This window comes from Prosthecobacter sp., assembly GCF_044222345.1.
Taxonomy (GTDB): Bacteria; Verrucomicrobiota; Verrucomicrobiia; order Verrucomicrobiales; family Verrucomicrobiaceae; genus Prosthecobacter.
Map to the genome: position 1 here is coordinate 1 of NZ_JBGANL010000077.1, position 18,035 is coordinate 18,035.

The following is an 18,035-nucleotide window of genomic DNA, read 5'->3' on the forward strand; positions in this document are numbered from 1 at the left end:
ATCAGTTCCTCGAAGGTGGCTCATGCTCATCTTGTTGCTCATGAACATGCCACCGGTCAAACCGGTGAAATAGTTTTCACACAGCCTGGACAGCCAGCCCTACCAGCACTGGGCATGCGAGCGCCCAGCGCGAGGTAGGGCGGCTTGTCCTCAAGCCGCCGCCGAGCGTCTCCACGCTCGCTTTCCGGAAATCAGTTTTGGAAAGCGCTATAGATCTATGTGCAGCAAAATCACGCGATTTTTCTGGGTGCTGTCAACGGACTCTGCGTGGTGGGCAGGGACACGCATCGTGCGAGTGTCTGCCGCATGAATGAAGGTTTATACCAGCCTCACATACCGTCTTCCCGGCAGCGCCCTGATCAAGCGCTTCATCTCCAGCCGCATCAGCGTCGCTGACACCGTGGCTGTGGTCAGGCCGGAGGTGGTGGTGATGTCGTTGATGTGGGCTTCGTCGGTGCTGATGGCATTGTAGAGGATTTCTTCCTCCAGAGTGAGCGTGACGACGGGGCGGGACTCTTCGACCTTGGGCGCCTTGGGCGCGGTAGGGAAGAGGGTCATCAGATCATCCAGCACATCGGCGCCATCCATGATGAGCTTGGCTCCCTGCTGAATGAGGCGGTTGCAACCGGCGGAGGTCGGTTTGTCGATGGGGCCGGGCACGGCATACACGGTGCGGCCCTGCTCCGTGGCCTGCTGCGCGGTGATGAGGGAGCCGCTGCGCAGCGGGGCCTCGACGACGATCAAGCCGCAGGTCCACCCTGCGACGATGCGGTTGCGGTAGGGAAAGGTTTGTTTGTCGGCCACGCGATCCACCGGATACTCGCTGATCACCGCGCCGTTTTGCGCGATGCGTTCGGCCAGCGCCATGTTCTCCGGCGGGTACAATTTGCCGATGCCCGAGCCGATGACGGCGACCGTGCGGCCCTTCGCTGCGAGTGCCGCCTCATGCGCGGCGGTGTCGATGCCACGGGCGAGTCCGCTCACCACCGTGTAACCGGCATAAGCGATCTGGAAGCTGAGCTTCTTGGTGGTGCTGAGGCCGTAGTTTGTGGCATGGCGGCTGCCCACGACGCCGAGGGCGTTGTGATCGCGCTTGGTGAGTTCACCCCAGACGGTGAGGACGAGCGGCGGGTTGTAGATTTCGCGCAGCAGCGGCGGGTAGAGCTCATCATCCTGCGTGAGCAGGGTGAGATCGCGCTCCCTGACCTTCCTGAGTTCGCCTTCGAGATCGACCTGCGATTCCCATCCGGCGATGTTCTCCGCCTGATTGAGGCCGAAACCTTCGATCTGGAGGATGTCGCTGCTTTTGGCGCTAAGGATGCGCTCAGGGCTGCCGAAGTGCTGCAGCAGTTTGCGCACACGCACAGGACCCACCTGGGGGAGCAGGTTCAGTACAAGCCAGGCCTCGGTGCGGGTCATTGCACGCTCAGGCTCAGGCGGCAGAGGCGGTGGCTTCGCCGTTTTTCGCGGCAGCAGCGGCGGATTCGGGCAGGGCGACGTTCGTTTGTGCAGAGCCTGAACCGATCAGTTTGCGGAAGATCTTCGAAGGGAAGGACTGGCCTTTTTCCTCATTTTCAAGCTGGCCCAGAGCCGCCGACTTGGCCATCTCCCATGCCGGGGCGAAGCCGGGGGCGCTGATGACCATCTGCTTCTCGGCGCGGGCGAGGATTTCGAGTTCGCGCTGCATCTTGTTGTCAGGGCGTTCGTTCAGGCGGGCGATCTGCATGCGCAGGTTTTCGTTTTCCTGCTTCAGTGCGGCGCGCTCCTTGTTGATGTCCTGGCTCTGCTTGGAATCGAGGTCCAGCTTGTCGCTGAGCATGGTTTTGTAACGCTTGAGTTCGCGCTTGGTCTTCCAGTGGCCCCAGAGGGACTGGACGAGGAAAATGCCGCAGAGCACGATGCCGTAGATGAAAGTGTTCTGGGGGGATAGGAGGTCTTTGAACATGGCTGGGGAAAACTAATGCAAGCCCAGCCGTGTGCAACCGGGCAAAGCGCTGGCGAGATGGGCAAATCCACCCCGCGACTTCTTCATTCTACGAGCCTCAGGCTAAAAAGGAGGTCCTTCGGAAAGGGTTTATTATTACCCGGATAATATTCAGGTTGATTTTTATCCGGGTAATATTATGGGTCGAATCTATGACCGAACCAACTCCATCCCTTACCTTCACGACCTTTGATGGCCACCGGCAGATAGCCACGGGGGCATGGCGCGAAAACGCACTGGCACTCAAAAGAGCACTCGAAAACGGGTCCCTCAGCCCTGTTCTCATGTTTGACGATGCGACGGGGCGCACCGTCGAAGTGGACACCCGGGGGACGGACGAGGAGGTCTGCGCCCGCCTGGAAGCGCGCTTCCCATCTCAGGCGCAACCTGCCGCTGAAACGCCCGCACTGGAACCTGCAACTCCCCGGGGGCGGGGGCGGCCAAAGCTTGGGGTGGTGCCGCGAGAGATCACGCTTCTTCCACGGCATTGGGGCTGGCTGGATACGCAACCCGGCGGCGCATCCGTGGCTTTGAGAAAACTGGTCGAGGAAGCCCGGCGTCAGAGCAGCGAAAAAGACCAGGTGAGAAGAGCCCACGAACGGGCCTACCAGTTCATGGTCACCCTTGCTGGCGACCTTCCAGGCTTTGAGGAGGCCTCGCGCGCGCTCTTTGCCAATGATTCTGAGCGGCTGCGTGGCATCCTTGCCGGCTGGCCTCGTGATGTCGGCGACCATGTGCTGCGGCTTGCGTGGGGGACGCAATGCGAGCCCGCCATCCACGCTTGTGCGAAGGGGAAAGAAGGAGGGGCTGCGGAATGAGTCCCGCGCACGAAAAAGGTCCATTCCTCAAGCCCACAATACAGGCTGGGCGCAAGTTTGTCCGGAGAGGTCTGCAGGGCGAGGTCATCATGCTGAACCTGCTGCGCTTTCGTGAAACAGCGGACTATTCCAAGGCCCCAGCGCTGGCTCCAGAAAGCCCGATCCGTGGCGCTGAAGCTTTTGATCGCTACCTTCGCCACACCCTGCCTTTTCTACACCAAAGTGGAGGTGATCTGATGTTTCTCGGTTCCGGCGGGTCGTTCCTCATTGGGCCTGAGCACGAAAAGTGGGATCTGGTGATGCTGGTGCGTCAGAGCAGTGCCGAGTCCTTCCTGGCTTTTGCAGAAAACAAAGATTACCTGGCGGGCCTCGGCCACCGGACGGCTGCGGTGGAGGACTCCCGTCTGCTGCCGCTTAGCCGGATCAGCAGCGACGGGGCCGTATGAATCTTCCCATTCCGGCTGAGCCTGCCGCGATATTTGCGGAGGGCTGGGGAATGGAACTGCGGGCTGCATGGATGTCTGGTTGCATCCGGCGGCAGCTTCGCCTAGATGCGGGTTAGATTTCCCATGCCCCACGCCCTTCTTCTCAAATTTCCTGGAACCAATTGCGATGCCGAAACCGCTCGTGCCCTGGAGGCGGCGGGTTTTACTGCGGAGGTGTTGCCGGTGGCCCTGCTGGAAGCCAGCTCGCTCGACAAGGCGCAGATGATCGTGTTCTCCGGCGGCTTCAGCTACGGTGACTACGTGATGTCCGGCCGCATCGCCCAGCTCATCACGAAATCCAAGCTCGGCGACCAGTTGAAAACCTTCGTGGACAAAGGCGGCTACGCCCTGGGCATCTGCAACGGCTTCCAAATTCTGACCCAGCTCGATCTCCTGCCGAAGGGCAGCCTGATTCACAACACCAGCGGCAAGTTCATCTGCCGCTGGGTGGGCCTGAAAAAAAACAAGGGCAAGGCCAGCCCCTACCTCAGCAAGCTGCCTGAGAACTTTGAACTGCCTGTCGCCCATGCGGAAGGCCGTCTCGTGACGGAAGGGGACGCTGCGGCGGCTTATGTGAAGTCCGGCCATGCCGCGCTGCTCTACGCGACCAATGTGAACGGCTCCACGAACGCCATCGCCGGACTGCAGGATGACACGGGCCGTGTGTTTGGCCTGATGCCGCACCCGGAACGCTTCATCTTCAAGAGCCAGCATTACGATCCCGATTGGAACGGAGACACCCAGTTCGGCTGGGGCCATTACCTGTTTCAGTCGGCCCGTGAGGCGCTGAACTGAACAAGATGGATGCAGATGACGTGAGGTGCTGCCCGGCCATGTCAGCGGCTGATTTTCTGCCAGCGTGAGATCGTGGCAATTTCATGCGGTTGCGACCGTATGAATCTGTCCCCCTGAATGTCTTTTCTCGCCTCGCATCCCGTCCTTCGTCTTCTCGCCTCGCCCCAGCACCTGTGGCGTACTCTCTCGCTGGGTATCAAGACCATCTGGCTGCACAAGCTGCGCTCCTTCCTGACCGCTCTCGGCGTGGTGTTTGGCGTGGCCTCCGTGGTGGCCATGCTTGCCATCGGTGAAGGCGCGAGCCACGAAGCGCAGGAGCAGATCCGCAAGCTGGGCAGCCAGAACATCATCCTGCACAGCGTCAAGCCGCCCGATGGGCAGGGCTCCAGCGGGGAGTCCCGCAGCATGATCAGCGAATACGGCATCACCCTGCGCGACATCGAGCAGATCCGCCAGACCGTGCCCGGCATCCGCATCGTGGTCCCCAGCCGCTACATTTCTGAAAACATCTGGAATCTGGACCGCAGCGTGGACGGCCACGTCATGGGCGTCCTGCCCGTTTACCCCGAGATGCGCAACCGCAACATCCTGCAGGGGCGCTTTTTCAGTGACATGGAAATGAAGGAGAACAAGGCCGTCTGTGTCATCAATGAATCCGTCGCCGCGCGCCTCTTTCAGCTCTCCACGCCCGTGGGCAAATCCGTGCGCGTGAAAGGCTTTTACTACAAGGTCATCGGCATCATCCAGGATGAAGGCGCCGCCGTCGGCACGGATGCAGCCGGTGGTGATCACTCGGCCCAGGCCCAGGCGCAGATCATGATCCCGTTCACCACCCTGATGGATCAATATGGCGAGGTCTTCTACCGCTTCCGCACCGGCAGCTTTGAGGCCGAGAAGGTGCAGTTTCATGAGGCCGTGATGCGCGTCGATGACGTGAACTTGGTGGAAAGCCGCGCCGAGGCCATCCGCCATCTCATGACCAGCAATCATAAGAAGGAGGACTGGCGCATCATCGTCCCCGTGGAGCTGCTGAAGCAGGCGGAGCGCACCAAGCAGATCTTCAGCATCGTGCTCGGCAGCATCGCCGCCATTTCACTCCTCGTCGGCGGCATCGGCATCATGAACATCATGCTCGCCAGCGTCACTGAGCGCACCCGTGAGATCGGCATCCGCCGCGCCCTCGGCGCACGGCAGAACGACATCGTCGTGCAGTTCCTCATCGAGACCGTCCTGCTCGCCGGCGTCGGCGGCATTCTCGGCGTGGTGCTGGGCCTGAGCATCCCCATGGCCGTGACCAAATTCGCCGGCGTCACCACCGTCATCAAGATGTGGTCGCCCATCCTCGCCTTCTCCATCTCCGTCCTCACCGGCATCGCCTTTGGGATTTATCCCGCCAGACGCGCCGCCATGATGAATCCGGTGGAGGCGCTGAGGCATAATTAAAGGGCGCGGGGCGGTCAGGCTGCTGAATGACGAATGCCTGCTGGAAATTTCGCCCCTTTCACCTATCCTCTCCACCATGAGCACTCTTGTTCTGCATCTGGACGATCATCTCGTGAGCCGTCTTGCTTCCGCCGCTGCCCGCAGCCACAAAGCCTTGCCGGACTGGGCGGCAGAGCAGCTTGACCGCGTCGCAGGAGCAGTCAGTGCAGCGACAGAGGAGGCTGTAGATTCTCCCGCACGTGACCGCATGCGCGCAGCACTTGCCAGCGTCACGGGCATATGGGCAGACCGTGGCACGACTGACGAGCTGATGAGCCTTACCCGCGGCGAGGATTGAGGCCATGCCCGTGCTAGTCGATACCAATGTCCTCTCTGACGTGATCCATCAAGACCCCTTATGGTCTGGCTGGTCCAGCGCGCAGCTCATTCAGCATGCTGGCGACCTCGTGGTGAATCCCATCATCTTTGCCGAGCTTTGCTGCCGTGCCACTTCGGCTGCGGAGGTGGATCAGATCATCCGCACGCTGGGGCTGGGCTATGAGGAACCCGGCAAGGATGCACTCTTTCTCGCTGCAAAGGCCTTTGTGGCCTACCGCCGTCAGGGCGGCGGTAAAACCTCGCCTCTCCCAGATTTTTTCATCGGTGCCCACGCCCACGCCCAAGCTGCCGGCTATTCTTTACTCACACGGGACAAAGGCCGCTACCAGACCTACTTTCCGACCGTCACACTCATTTGTCCGTGAACTTGGCGATGGATTTATCCTGCAAGACGTGCGGCCATGATGAATCCGGTGGAGGCGCTGAGGCATAATTGACTTACCCTCGCTCCGCCTTGTGCTTCGCAAAAATCGCCAGGCAGCGGTCGCGTTCTTCGTGGTGATCCACCATGGGAAGGGGGTAGCCTTTGGCCAGGGGCAGGCCGGGGGCGGGGGGCTTGTGGAGGAGTTCGGCGGGGACGTGCTTGAGCTCGGGCACCCATTGCTTGATGTAGGTGCCTTCGGGATCAAAGCGGACGCTTTGCAGCCAGGGATTTTGGATGCGGAAGTAGGGGGCGGCGTCGGCGCCGGTGCCGGCGGACCACTGCCAGCCGCCGTTGTTGCTGGCGTTGTCGCCATCCACGAGCTGCTGCATGAAGAAGGCTTCGCCGAGGCGCCAGTCGCAGTGCAGGTCTTTGGTGAGAAACATGGCGGTGATCATGCGCAGGCGGTTGTGCATGAGGCCCGTTTTGAGGAGCTGGCGCATGCCGGCATCCACGATGGGGAAGCCGGTGGTGCCGGTGGCCCAGCGCTGGAAATCGGCCTCGGTGCCGGGCCAGGGGAGCCCCTGCCAGTCGGGGGCGAATTCCTGCTCAAAGACGTGCGGGTAATGCCAGAGGATGGCGACGTAAAACTCCCGCCACGCGAGCTCTTTGACGTAGGTCTGGACGGAGGGCTGCGCGGCGGTGGTGCAGGCCATGCAGCGCTGGTAGATCTCGCGGATGCTGAGGAGGCCAAAGCGCAGGTCCTGGCTGAGCAGGGAGGTGGTCTGTCCGGCGGGGATGTTGCGCTGCGCGCCGTAGCCGTTGAGGATGCCGGAGTCGATGAAGAGCTTCAGGCGGTCGCGTGCGGCGCGTTCACCCGGGGCGGGGATCTGCGCGGTGCAGGGGGGCAGCTCCCAATGCGCGAGCGTGGGGGGCGGCAGGCTGCTGATGGCGGCGTCCGCCGGCGGGCCGAGCGAGGTGATGCGGCCCAGCGGCGCGGTCTTGGGCAGATTGAGCCAGTTCTTCGAGTAGGGAGTGTAAACGCGGTAGGGCTGCCCGCCGCCGGTGAGGACGGTTTCGGGCTCGTGGAGGACGCTGTCCTGGTAGGAATGGCACTCGATGCCGAGGCGTGCGCAGAGCGCCTGGATCTTGGCCTCCATGGCGCGGCCGAAGATGTCGTAGTCGCGATTGAAGTACACGGCTTCAGCGCGGGTCTCGCGGATGAGGCGCTCCAGCTCGGCATCGGCGCTGCCGCTGCGCAGGATGAGTCGGCTGCCGAGGGCGGTCAGATTTTTGGACAGGGACTCAATGCAGCCGCAGAGGAACTGCTGGCGGTTCGGGCCGGTCCAGCCGTGCTTCTGCTTCCAATCGCTGAGAATGTAAACGGGAATGACCTGGTCTGCGGCCTGGGCGGCGTGATGCAGCGCGGTGTTGTCAGTGAGGCGGAGATCGCGGCGAAACCAGTGAAGTACAGTGCGGGGCATGGAAAAAAGGGAGGGGCGGCACAAGATACGGTCAGGATCGGACAAAGGGTGATGTGAATGTTTGCAGCATCCGCCATCAGGTTCATGATGAATATTTCACTGAGCTGCCGTTACTAAAAGCGCCATATCATCCCCCCAACCCCGAACTTGATCCCATGTCTTCGAATTCGCCTGAGACCGACGAACCGAAATCTTTAACCGCCGCCTGGATCGCCACGATACTCCTCATCGTGGTGTATGTGGTCGGTCTGCTGATTTTCCCGCCCCTGTATGATGCGCCCAAGGGGGAGGCCTCCAGCACGGTGCTCTTCATCGGCCGCTTCCACCCCATCTTTCTGCATCTGCCGGTGGGCATTCTGGCGCTGCTGGTCTTCTTTGAACTGATCTGCTCCACCCGGCGCGGCGAGCAGAAGTTTGGCGCAGCCTCCCTGCTGATGCTGATCCTCGGCTCGGCGGGCTCGGTGCTGGCGGTGTTTGCCGGCATCATGCTGTCACGTGAAGGCGGCTATGTGGGCGGCAATTTCAGCCTGCATCAGACCATGGGGCTGCTGGGTACGGCGGGCGTTTTGGTCGCGCTCGTGGTGCGTCTCATAGGCATGGCCCGTGGCAGCATGGAGCTGCTGAACGCCTACCGCGCGCTCTACTTCGTCAGCTTTGGCATCATGGGCCTCGGCGCCCACTTCGGTGGCAACATGAGCCACGGAAACAAATTCCTCATCGAGCATGCGCCTGACTGGTTCAAAGTCCCGATGGTGGCCACCGAGAAGCTGCTGCTGAGTTTTGTGGAGAAACCCAAGCCGGCAAAAACCACGCCTCCGGCCGAGACCACGCCACCCGTCACACCCGCGCCCCCTGCGGAGGTGAAGCCCGAGGTCAAACCGGTGGCGATGGACAAAGGCACCACGCCTCCGCCTGCCCCCACGACTCCACCGCCCGCCCCCGCCGCGGGTGGCGATGAAAAGCTCGTCTTCCAGCACGTCATCCTCCCGGTCCTCACCGCGAAGTGCAACAAATGCCACAGCGAGGAGAAATCGAAGGGCGACCTGCGCATGGACACCTACGAAATGGCGATGAAAGGCGGCGAGAACGGCAAAAATTTCGTGGCTGGCAACCTGAAGGACAGCCTCAGCATCGTGCGCATTCTGCTGCCTGAGGATGACGAACCAGGAGAACACATGCCGCCAAAGGGCAAGGAACAGCTCACGCCGGAGGAGATCGCCCTCCTGAAATGGTGGGTGGAGCAGGGGGCCAGTGGCACGCAAAAGGTCAAAGATGCGAAATTCCCCGCCGAGCTTCAGGCCACTGTTGATGGAATTCTGAAAGGCTAGTGCAATTCACGCCTTTTGTTGCCTGTACCATTTCTGCTGAAAATCTGTCTCATTCATGAAACCAACCTCCCTCCTCTTCGCCCTGGCACTCGCCTTCACCGCGCATGCCGCCGATGACAAAGCCGCCGCTGATCCCGCCGTCGCCGCTGCGATGCAGAAAGTGAACGCCACCGGTGCTTCGCTGATGCCCGTCGCCGCTGACGCGAAGACCTTCCGCTTCACCGCGCTCAATGTGGCCAAGGAGTTCGGTGATGCCGGGCTCCAGCCGCTGGTGCCCATCGCCGACAAAATCGCCTCGCTCGACATCGCGCGCAGCAAGGTGACGGACGGCGGCCTCAAGGCCCTGGCTGGCATGAAGAACCTCAAGGAACTGCACCTCGAAGGCACGGCCATCAGCGATGCCGGGATCGATCAGCTCAAGGGCCTCGCGGAGCTCGAATACATCAACCTCTACAACACCAAGGTCACGGATGCGGGCCTCGCCAAGCTGGCCGGACTCGGCAAGCTCAAGGCCATCTACCTCTGGCAGAGCGGCGTGACGAAGGCCGGCGTGGCCGCTTTGAAAGCGAAACTGCCCAAGGCCCACATCAACACCGGCTGGACCGCCGAGGACGATGCCAAGCCCACCGCCGTGGTGGCCGCTGCCGCACCGGCCGCTGCACCTGCAAAGCCCGCCGCCACACCGGCACCTGCCGCCGCCAAACCCGCCGCTGCTCCTGCCGCCGCACCTGCTGCCGGTGGCAAACTGGATCCCGCCATCGCCGCGAAGGCCGTGATTTATAAGGACGTCGTCGCTTCGATCATGAGCGCGAAGTGCACCGCCTGCCACGGCGTGGAAAAGAAGAAGGGCAAGCTTCAGCTCCATGACTACGCCTCCATTTTGAAGGGCGGCAGCGATGGCGCGACGACCGTGATCGCCAAGAACACCAAGGACAGCCTCCTGCTTGTCCGCGCCAATCTGCCGAAGGACGACGACGACCACATGCCGCCGAGCGATGAGCCGCAGCTCACGAAGGAAGAGATCGCCGTGCTCAAGTGGTGGATCGAAACCGGTGCCTCCGAAACCGCCACTGTGGCCTCCTTGAAAGCTCCGGCGGATGTCGAAGGCGCGCTGGCCGTGCTGCTTGCCAAAGGCCTGCCAAAGACCGAGGCCGTGGCCAAGGCGACCACGCCGAAGGCCAAGCCGCTCACCGATGCGGAGAAGAAGCAGGTGGCGGAGATTTCAGCCAAGATGCAGGCCCTCAACGCCTCGCTCATGCCGCTGGCGCAGGACACCGAGCAGCTTCGCCTGGGCGTGATCAATGCCTCTGATAAATTCGGCGACAAGGAACTCGCGCTGCTGGCCCCCATCGCCACGCAGATTCTCTGGGTCGATCTCTCCCGCAGCCAGATCACCGATGCCGCCGTGGAAACACTGGCGAAGATGACCAACCTCGAGCGCCTGCACCTTGAAAACACCAAGATCACCGATGCGGGGATCGCCAAGCTCGGTGCGCTGTCCAACCTCGAGTACCTCAATCTCTACGGCACCAAGACCACGGACGGCGGCATCGCCAAGCTGGCTTCCGCCAAGGGTTTGAAGAAGCTGTTTGTGTGGGAAACCGGAGTGACGCAGGCCGGAGCCAAGGCGCTCGAAGGCCAGGTGCCCGGCCTCAAGGTGAACGTCGGCCTCACGGCGGCAGAAATCGCCAAGCTCACCGCTCCTCCTCCTGCGCCACCCGCACCACCCGCGAAGCCTGCTGCCGCTCCTGCGAAGCCAGCCGCTGCACCTGCGAAACCCGCTGCTGCACCCGCGAAGCCTGCTGCCGCTCCAACGACGCCTCCGGCCACTCCGGCAAAACCTGCCGCTGCTGGCAGCGACGTCATCAAGACAGCCATGAAGCAGTACCACAAAGGCGATACCGCCCTCTGCAAAAAGGTGGGCACGACCGCCACCGATGCGGAGCTGGCCACGCTGCTGAAAGCCTACCAGGACATGTGCGCCGCCACGCCGCCGAAAGGTGACAAGGCCGCATGGGTCACCAAATGTCAGGCGCTCATCGGCGCGGTGAAAAAGGTGCAGGCAAAGGACGCCGCTGGTGCCGCCGCCTACAAGGCTGCGGTGAACTGCAAAGCCTGCCACACCGATCACAAGGGCGCGTGAGCCGCCCCGCCGGGCGAAGCTCTGTGCTGGGAGCGCCGATATTTTATCAGCTCTGGACGCACGTCCCCGCGCCCCGTCGTCAGATTCGCACCACCGTGCATCTCCGCCACCGCATTCCACGATGATGGCGCGTCAAAACTCACGCACGGTTCGTATGAATTCAGACTCCAGAATCTGCGAGCAGCACCCTTCATCAAGCACCCTTCCATCCCTGGCTGTTTATCTCCGTGTTCCTGCGCATCTTCGTGGCAATCACGGAGGATGCTGCTAATCATTCCGCCCCCTCATGCGTTCCCTGACGATGACATTCCTCCAACCATCCTGCGCGCTGCTCGCGTGCAGTCTTTTCATGACTTCCTGCGATCGTTTGCAGGAGCGTGAAGCCATCACCGAAACGCGTGACATTTCCAGCCATGCCCCGAAGCCGCACGTGGACATCCCCAGCTCCACACGCTTCTTTGATGATGCGAAAGAGCAGCAGCCGCAGCAGCGGCCCAACTTCCGCGAGTTGCTCACCTGGACCCTGCCTGAAGGCTGGAAGGAATCCGCCACGCCAGACCCCATGGGCATGCGTCTGCTGGACCTGAGATTTGGCCCGAATCAGGAAGGGGAATGCTACATCTCCCTCATGCCCGGACCCGCAGGTGGTCTGGAGGCGAACGTGAACCGCTGGCGCACGCAGATGGGGCAGAAGCCCTACACGCCGGACGAGATCGCCAAGCTGCCGAAGAAGCCCTTCTTCAACCGTGACGCCACGTTTGTGGCCTTCGATGGCGACTTCAAAGGCTTCGGTGCTGAAGCGGCCAAAACCGGCTACCGCATGCTCGGCCTCATTCATTCCGCCGATCAGGCCACCATCTTCGTCAAGCTCACCGGACCCAAGGCCCTCGTGGAGCAAAACGCCGCCGCCTTTGATGCCTTCTGCCTGTCCATCAAACCGAACCTGCCCAAGCAAGAATAGTCTCGGCTGAAGCGCCTGCGCTCGTCGTTCCTTGTTTTTGATTTCGTCATTCCCCCAGCCCCCGCACCTCCGTCGTGTCCGACTCATCCAAATCTCTTCCCGCGAAAGTCTTCGCGTTTCTTTCCAGCTTCGGCCTCGCCACCTCGGTGCTGGTCATGCTGCTGGTGCTCACTTTTCTCGGCACGCTGGAGCAGGCGGAGCACGGCCTCGTCGCCAGTCAGGCGCGCTACTTTGAGTCCGCGTTCATTGACCGCATCGACATCGGCGCCTGCTGGCGCGCGCTGGCCTTCAATGCCTACTGGGACATCGGCAATGTGTCCCTGCCGCTCTACATCGTGCCCGGCGGTTACACGCTCATGGCGATCCTTTTCGTGAATCTCCTGCTCGGCGGCATCATGCGCATCCGCAAGTCGCCCAAGACCATCGGAGTCATCATCTCCCACTTCGCCATCCTGTTCATGATCGCCGCCGGCGCGGTGACGCATCACTTTGCCAAGGAGGGCAACATGAACCTGCGTGAAGGCCAGACGGCGGACGAGTTCCTCAGCTTCCACGACCGCGTGATCGAGATCGAAAAAGTGCAGACGGATGACAAGGCCAAGCGCAGCGTTCTGGTCATCGACGAAGCGAAGTATCGTGATCTGACCGATGGCAAGGGGCGCACCTTCACCAGCGAGAGCCTGCCGTTTGATCTCCTGATCACCGGCTGGAAAAAGAACGCCCAGCCCAAGCGTGCGGATGGCAGCCGTGCGGATGCCGTGGACGGCTACTTCATTCAGGAGCTGCCGCATCTCGATGAATCCGGTGCCGCGATGCCGGACGAGCAGCTTGGCAGCGCCTGCGTGGCCATCGCTAAAATGAAGAAGGGGGACGAAAAGCAGACCGGCATTCTGTGGGAGTTCGCCGCCGCGCCCTGGACGGTCACCGTCGGTGCGGACAAGTATCTCATCTCGCTGGTGCACCGCACCTACAAGCTGCCCTTCGCCGTGCGTCTGGACCAGACCGAGGAGGAAAAACATCCCGGCACCGAGCGCGCGCGGCGCTTCAGCAGCAAGGTCACCAAAATCAACGGTGACCACGAGGAGAAGCGTTACATCACCATGAACGAGCCCGTGCGCAGCGAAGGCTATGCCGTGTTCCAGAGCACCTTCAGTTCTGGCGAAAGAGAAGGCACAGGGGTGAAAAGCTCCGGCTTCATGATCGTGGAAAATCCCGCCGACCACTGGCCGCTCATTTCCTGCATCATCGTGGCGGAAGGCCTGCTGCTGCACTTCCTCATGATGCTGGCCCGCTTCATTAAGGTGAATCCCTGGGCTTTCTCCCTCAGCCTCATCGCCGCCTTCAATGCCGCCTTCGCCCTCGCGATGTGGAAGCTGCTCTAAACGCCCTCCGGCTCACGTATTCCTCTGCATGAAAACTCTTCGTTCCACACTGCTCGCGCTGGTAACGCTCAGCGGCTTTGCCGCCGCTGCTGAACTGCCGCCGCTCGATCTGTTCCGCGACAAGGAAGTCGTGGAGACCTTCGCGTCCATCCCGGTGCAGGAATCCGGCCGCATCAAGCCCCTCGAAAACGTCGCCAGCTACCGCCTGCTGCGCTTTCGCGCCCGCCGCAGCATCTGGCTGACGGACAGCGGTGAAATGGATGGCAAGCCGCTCGTGGATCCCGCGACGCAGAAGCCGATCACCAAAGAAGGCGGCAAGCCCGTGAAGCTCAGTTCCGTGGAATGGATGCTGATGAGCTGGTTCCGTCCGGACATCGGCAGGACGGTGCCGCTGTTCAAGGTGGACAACTCTTCCGCGATCACCGAGCTCGGCCTCACGGCCAAGGCCAAGCGCGACCAGTACACCTACGCCGAGATCGAGCCTGCGCGGCAGGTGATGATGAAGAAGATGGGCGAGTATCGTGAGATTCCATCCCGGAAACAGACGCCAGAGCAGCGCATGATCGTGCAGCTTGCGGCCAACTTCCTCGATTACGAAATGATCATGGGGCATTTCGATTTCATCCGCCAGCCCGTGGGTGAAAAGCCGGAAGGCCTGCCCGCCGGTGTGACCCCGCCGGTTCGTCTGTCGAAGAGTCTCAACGCCTTTGTGGCAGCCGTTCGGGCCAACAACGGACCGCCGATGCAGATCCCATGGTTCAGGGCCTTCGCGCAGGGGGCACTGGGTGCGATGATGAGCGGCAATCCCGAGCAGCAGTACCGCATCTTCCCGCCTGCACCGGGTGCCAACAATGTCTGGAATGGTCCAGGCGAGATGATCTTCGGCGCGATCAACAGCGACAAAGACGTGCCCGCTGACCAGCTTGCCTGGCTGGCGCAGTATGAAGACGTTTACCTGGCGCTGCCCGATGCGGCGAAGTTCAAGGCGGCCTCCAAGGCGCTGCTGACCAAAATCCAGGAGGCGGCCAAAGCACGCGGGGAAGGGCAGTCCATCGCCCTGGAGCGTCACGCCATGCGTGCAGACTACTTCTTCTATTCGCAGTGGATTTTCCTCGTGGGATTCATCGCCGTGGCGCTCACCTGGGTTTCACCGGGGTCACGCTTTGAAAAAATGGCCCGGCTCAGCGCATGGCTGCTGCTGGGGGCTGCCACGGCCCTGGCGGTGACGGGCGTTGCGATCCGCTGCGTCATCATGCAGCGCCCGCCGATCACCACCCTGTATGAAACGATTCTCTTCATCGGCGCCTCCTGTGCCTTGCTCGGCTTGATGGCGGAATGGATCACCAAACGTGGTCTGGGGCTGCTGGTGACGGCCATCGGCGGCACGGCCTGCATGTTCCTCTCCATCCAGTTTGAGGCCTCCGAAGCCACCGACACCCTGCAGCAGCTGCAGGCCGTGCTGATCACGAATTTCTGGCTCTCGACGCATGTGCCGATGATCAATCTCGGCTACGCGGCCTGCATGGTCGCCGCTTTGATTTCGATGATCTACTTCATCCAGCGCCTCTTTGGCATGTTCAAAACCGGGGAAGGGGATGCGCGTCTGCTGACCCGCGTCGCTTACGGGTTCATCGCCACCGGCCTGTTCCTCTCGCTGGTGGGCACCGTTCTCGGCGGCATCTGGGCCAACTACAGCTGGGGCCGCTTCTGGGGCTGGGACCCGAAGGAAAACGGCGCGCTCATGATCGTGCTCATGTGCCTCGTCATTCTGCATGCCCGCCTCGGCGGCTACATCCGCGAGATCGGCCTGCACTGCTGCAATCTCATCCTCGGCTGCATCGTGATCTTCTCCTGGTTCGGCGTGAACCAGCTCGGCGTCGGCCTGCATGCCTACGGCTTCACGGACGGCATCTGGCCCAAGATCTACGGCTACTGGCTCAGCCAGGTGCTGCTGGTGGGCTATGGCCTGTTTCTGTCGCTCAACGAGCGCCGGGTCAAAACACCCAAGGTGGAGAACATCGAGGACGTGAAGCTGGAAAAGTCCCCGGCGCACTGAGAGTCAAAAAGGAAGCACGAGTGTTTGCCCGTGCTGAGAGCCGCATTGCCGGGAGCGCCTCTGTACTGGGAGCGCCGATGTCCACATCGGCTCCGGGCGAGCGTCCCTGAGGCTTCGGCACGGCACGCAGCTCTTTGCTGGGAGCCTCATTGCTGGGAGCGCCGATGTCCACATCGGCTTCGACATGAAATGAAGCGCATTGGAATTGCGGCGGCGTGTCCATGCTGTAGCGATAAAATATCGGCGCTCCCACATGAAATGAAGCGCCATTCACTGGGAGCGCCGATGTCCACAGACGTCCCTGCAGCTTCGACATGAAATGAAGCGCATTGGAATTGCGGCGGCGTGTCCATGCTGCGGAGCTTCCCAGAGCCGATAAAATATCGGCGCTCCCAGCAATGAGCCATGCCTGACGCGCAGCGCCATTCCGTACTGGGAGCGCCGATGTCCACATCGGCTCTGGGCGAGTGTCCCTGCAGCATCGACACTCCACGCAGCTCTTTGCTGGGAGCGCCTGTCTCCCTTCCGCTCCGAACCGTCATTTTCCCGAAGAATGGACTGTCTCAAATCCCTGCGCCCCTTTACCCTGGCCTTCTCATGAGCAAACGCGCTTGCAGCCTGGTTTTGATGATCGTCGGCATCGGCCTGATCGCCGCTGCCCGGACGCCGTCGGAAGGGTGGATGGAGAGGACGGGATGCTTTTTCGTGGCATTTTCTGTCATGTCGTTCTTTTCGGACCTTCGGGACCGGCGGGGCAGGAAACGGCCGTGACAGCCGCGCATGCGCATCTCTCGCTCAAGGCCCCTTCGCGCGGCACGGAGCACTGAGCCCGCTTGAATCCTGCGCATTTCCTCCTTCATTGGCCGATGCCTTCTCGCCCCTCCCGCGTCCGCTACCGTGTTGTCGGCTTCATGCTGGCGCTCGGGGCCGTGACATATCTCGATCGCGCCTGCATCGCCACGCTGTCGCCGGACATCCGGCGGGATCTCGGGCTGAGCAAGGATCAGATGAGCTGGATCTACAGCGCCTTTGCCATCGCTTACGCGGCGTTTGAGATCCCCACGGCGTGGTGGGCGGATCGCATGGGCACGCGGCGGGTGCTCACGCGCATTGTGGCATGGTGGTCGGCGTTTACCGTGGCCACGGGCGCCGCGTGGAGTTTCGGGTCGATGCTGGTCATCCGCTTTCTGTTTGGTGCCGGAGAGGCGGGCGCGTGGCCGGGCATGGCGCGGACGTTCTCGCGCTGGATCCCACGCTCGGAGCGCGGCACGGTGCAGGGCATCTTCTTTTCCGCCGCGCACATCATGGGCGGGCTGACGCCGGTGATCGCGCTGGCCGTGGCGGGCCTGTGCGGATGGCGCTGGACCTTTGTGCTCTTTGGCCTGCCCGGCATTGTGTGGGCCATCGCGTGGCATCGCTGGTTTCGCGATGATCCGGAGCAGCATGCGGCGGTGAATGCGGCGGAACTGGAAAAGATCGTGGCAGGGCGGGATCAAAGCACCGGGCAGCACGAAGGCTGGGCCTACTGGAAACAGCTGCTGAAGCACCGCAACACGCTGCCGCTGTGCCTCATGTATTTTCCCAACAGCTTTGGCTTCTACTTCTGCATCACCTGGCTGCCGACGTATCTTCAGGAGCAGCACGGCTTCAACTCCATGCGGCTGGGCTTTTTCACCGGTCTGCCCCTGCTGCTGAGCCCGGTGGCGGACCTCCTCGGCGGACTGGCCACGGACGCCGCCACGCGCCGGTTCGGCCTGCGCATCGGGCGTGCGGGCGTGGGCGCCGCCTCCTACCTCGTGGCCGGCAGCGCCATGCTGCTGGCCACGACCACCGCGCAGCCGGAGCTCGCGGCGTGGTGCATCGCCACCGCCGTGGCAGCCAGCATGTTCACCCTCGGCGCGGCGTGGGGCACGGTCATCGATGTCGGCGGCAGTCACACCGGCGTGGTCGGCGCCGCGATGAACACCAGCGGCCAGATCGGCAGCGTGATCTGCCCGCTCATCGTGATCGGCCTGCAGCAGCACTACGACTGGAATGCGCCCCTCTACCTCATCGGCGCGCTGTTTCTGGTGGGTGCGTTAGCGTGGGCCTTCATCAACCCACAGCGGAAGATCTTTGAGTAGGCGAGTGCAGCCTCTTTGCCGGGAGCCTCTTTACTGGGAGCGCCGATGTCCACATCGGCTTCGGGCGAACGGCCCTTTGGCATCGGCGTGGAATGAAGCGCACAGAAGATGTGGCGTTCGTTCTCATCGCGGAGCTTCCCAGAGCCGATAAAATATCAGTAGTGTTCGGCAGGGATCATGCCTTGGAGCGGGAGAAGAGGCTGGCCGTTGAGTTTTTGGGCATCGCCGTGCTGAGCCGTCGCTTCTCAGGCCAGCGGCAGGGGGGGGGCGGTTCTCCATGGGGCTGACTTTGCA

At 62.1% G+C, this 18,035-nt stretch carries 15 protein-coding genes; 12 read left to right on the forward strand and 3 right to left on the reverse strand.

Features of this window, described 5'->3' with window-relative positions; all coding sequences use genetic code 11:
• Nucleotides 1-318: 318 nt before the first annotated feature.
• Both dprA and ACILSL_RS24550 read right to left on the reverse strand, forming a co-directional pair.
• Complete coding sequence (dprA, locus tag ACILSL_RS24545; protein ID WP_395734715.1) at nt 319-1,419, reverse strand: DNA-processing protein DprA; 1,101 nt, start codon at nt 1,417-1,419, stop codon at nt 319-321.
• A 13-nt stretch (nt 1,420-1,432) separates the two neighbouring features.
• On the reverse strand, nt 1,433-1,945 hold the full coding sequence (locus ACILSL_RS24550) for a hypothetical protein (protein ID WP_395734716.1): 513 nt from the start codon (nt 1,943-1,945) through the stop codon (nt 1,433-1,435).
• A gap of 191 nt (nt 1,946-2,136) precedes the next feature.
• Here ACILSL_RS24550 and ACILSL_RS24555 point away from each other — a divergent pair, with 191 nt between their 5' ends.
• The 6 genes from ACILSL_RS24555 (at nt 2,137) to ACILSL_RS24580 (ending at nt 6,268) form a co-directional block, all read left to right on the forward strand.
• A complete protein-coding gene (locus ACILSL_RS24555) occupies nt 2,137-2,802 on the forward strand; it encodes a DUF2239 family protein (RefSeq protein ID WP_395734717.1) in 666 nt (221 codons plus the stop codon).
• Nucleotides 2,799-3,248, forward strand: a complete 450-nt coding sequence (locus ACILSL_RS24560) for a DUF1330 domain-containing protein (protein WP_395734718.1) — start codon at nt 2,799-2,801, stop codon at nt 3,246-3,248. Before ACILSL_RS24555 ends, ACILSL_RS24560 begins: the two co-directional genes overlap by 4 nt.
• Nucleotides 3,249-3,371: 123 nt before the next feature.
• Nucleotides 3,372-4,082 (forward strand): phosphoribosylformylglycinamidine synthase I, encoded by a 711-nt coding sequence (purQ, locus tag ACILSL_RS24565; protein ID WP_395734719.1) that lies wholly within the window; start codon nt 3,372-3,374, stop codon nt 4,080-4,082.
• 117 nt (nt 4,083-4,199) lie between these two features.
• The gene (locus tag ACILSL_RS24570) at nt 4,200-5,525 is read left to right on the forward strand and encodes an ABC transporter permease (protein WP_395734720.1); all 1,326 of its coding nucleotides are present in this window, start codon (nt 4,200-4,202) and stop codon (nt 5,523-5,525) included.
• Between the two features lie 76 nt (nt 5,526-5,601).
• Nucleotides 5,602-5,862: a hypothetical protein gene (locus ACILSL_RS24575; protein ID WP_395734721.1), complete on the forward strand. Its 261-nt coding sequence runs from the start codon at nt 5,602-5,604 to the stop codon at nt 5,860-5,862.
• A gap of 4 nt (nt 5,863-5,866) precedes the next feature.
• On the forward strand, nt 5,867-6,268 hold the full coding sequence (locus tag ACILSL_RS24580) for a type II toxin-antitoxin system VapC family toxin (RefSeq protein WP_395734722.1): 402 nt from the start codon (nt 5,867-5,869) through the stop codon (nt 6,266-6,268).
• 73 nt (nt 6,269-6,341) lie between these two features.
• Here ACILSL_RS24580 and ACILSL_RS24585 read toward each other — a convergent pair whose 3' ends face one another.
• The gene (locus ACILSL_RS24585; RefSeq protein WP_395734723.1) at nt 6,342-7,748 is read right to left on the reverse strand and encodes a cryptochrome/photolyase family protein; all 1,407 of its coding nucleotides are present in this window, start codon (nt 7,746-7,748) and stop codon (nt 6,342-6,344) included.
• A 155-nt stretch (nt 7,749-7,903) separates the two neighbouring features.
• On the opposite strand from ACILSL_RS24585, the gene ACILSL_RS24590 reads away from it, so the two are divergent.
• From ACILSL_RS24590 to ACILSL_RS24615, 6 genes are all read left to right on the forward strand, one after another.
• Complete coding sequence (locus ACILSL_RS24590) at nt 7,904-9,076, forward strand: c-type cytochrome domain-containing protein (RefSeq protein WP_395734724.1); 1,173 nt, start codon at nt 7,904-7,906, stop codon at nt 9,074-9,076.
• Nucleotides 9,077-9,131: 55 nt separating this feature from the next.
• Entirely contained in the window at nt 9,132-11,219 is a 2,088-nt protein-coding gene (locus ACILSL_RS24595; protein ID WP_395734725.1) for a c-type cytochrome domain-containing protein, read from the forward strand.
• A 349-nt stretch (nt 11,220-11,568) separates the two neighbouring features.
• Complete coding sequence (locus ACILSL_RS24600) at nt 11,569-12,180, forward strand: hypothetical protein (protein ID WP_395734726.1); 612 nt, start codon at nt 11,569-11,571, stop codon at nt 12,178-12,180.
• Between the two features lie 74 nt (nt 12,181-12,254).
• Nucleotides 12,255-13,562, forward strand: coding sequence for a cytochrome c biogenesis protein ResB (locus ACILSL_RS24605; RefSeq protein WP_395734727.1), 1,308 nt, complete (start codon nt 12,255-12,257; stop codon nt 13,560-13,562).
• A gap of 28 nt (nt 13,563-13,590) precedes the next feature.
• Nucleotides 13,591-15,618 carry a cytochrome c biogenesis protein gene (locus ACILSL_RS24610; RefSeq protein ID WP_395734728.1) on the forward strand — a complete coding sequence of 676 codons (2,028 nt, stop codon included), beginning with the start codon at nt 13,591-13,593 and terminating at the stop codon, nt 15,616-15,618.
• 866 nt (nt 15,619-16,484) lie between these two features.
• Nucleotides 16,485-17,741 (forward strand): MFS transporter, encoded by a 1,257-nt coding sequence (locus ACILSL_RS24615; RefSeq protein WP_395734729.1) that lies wholly within the window; start codon nt 16,485-16,487, stop codon nt 17,739-17,741.
• Nucleotides 17,742-18,035 lie beyond the last annotated feature (294 nt).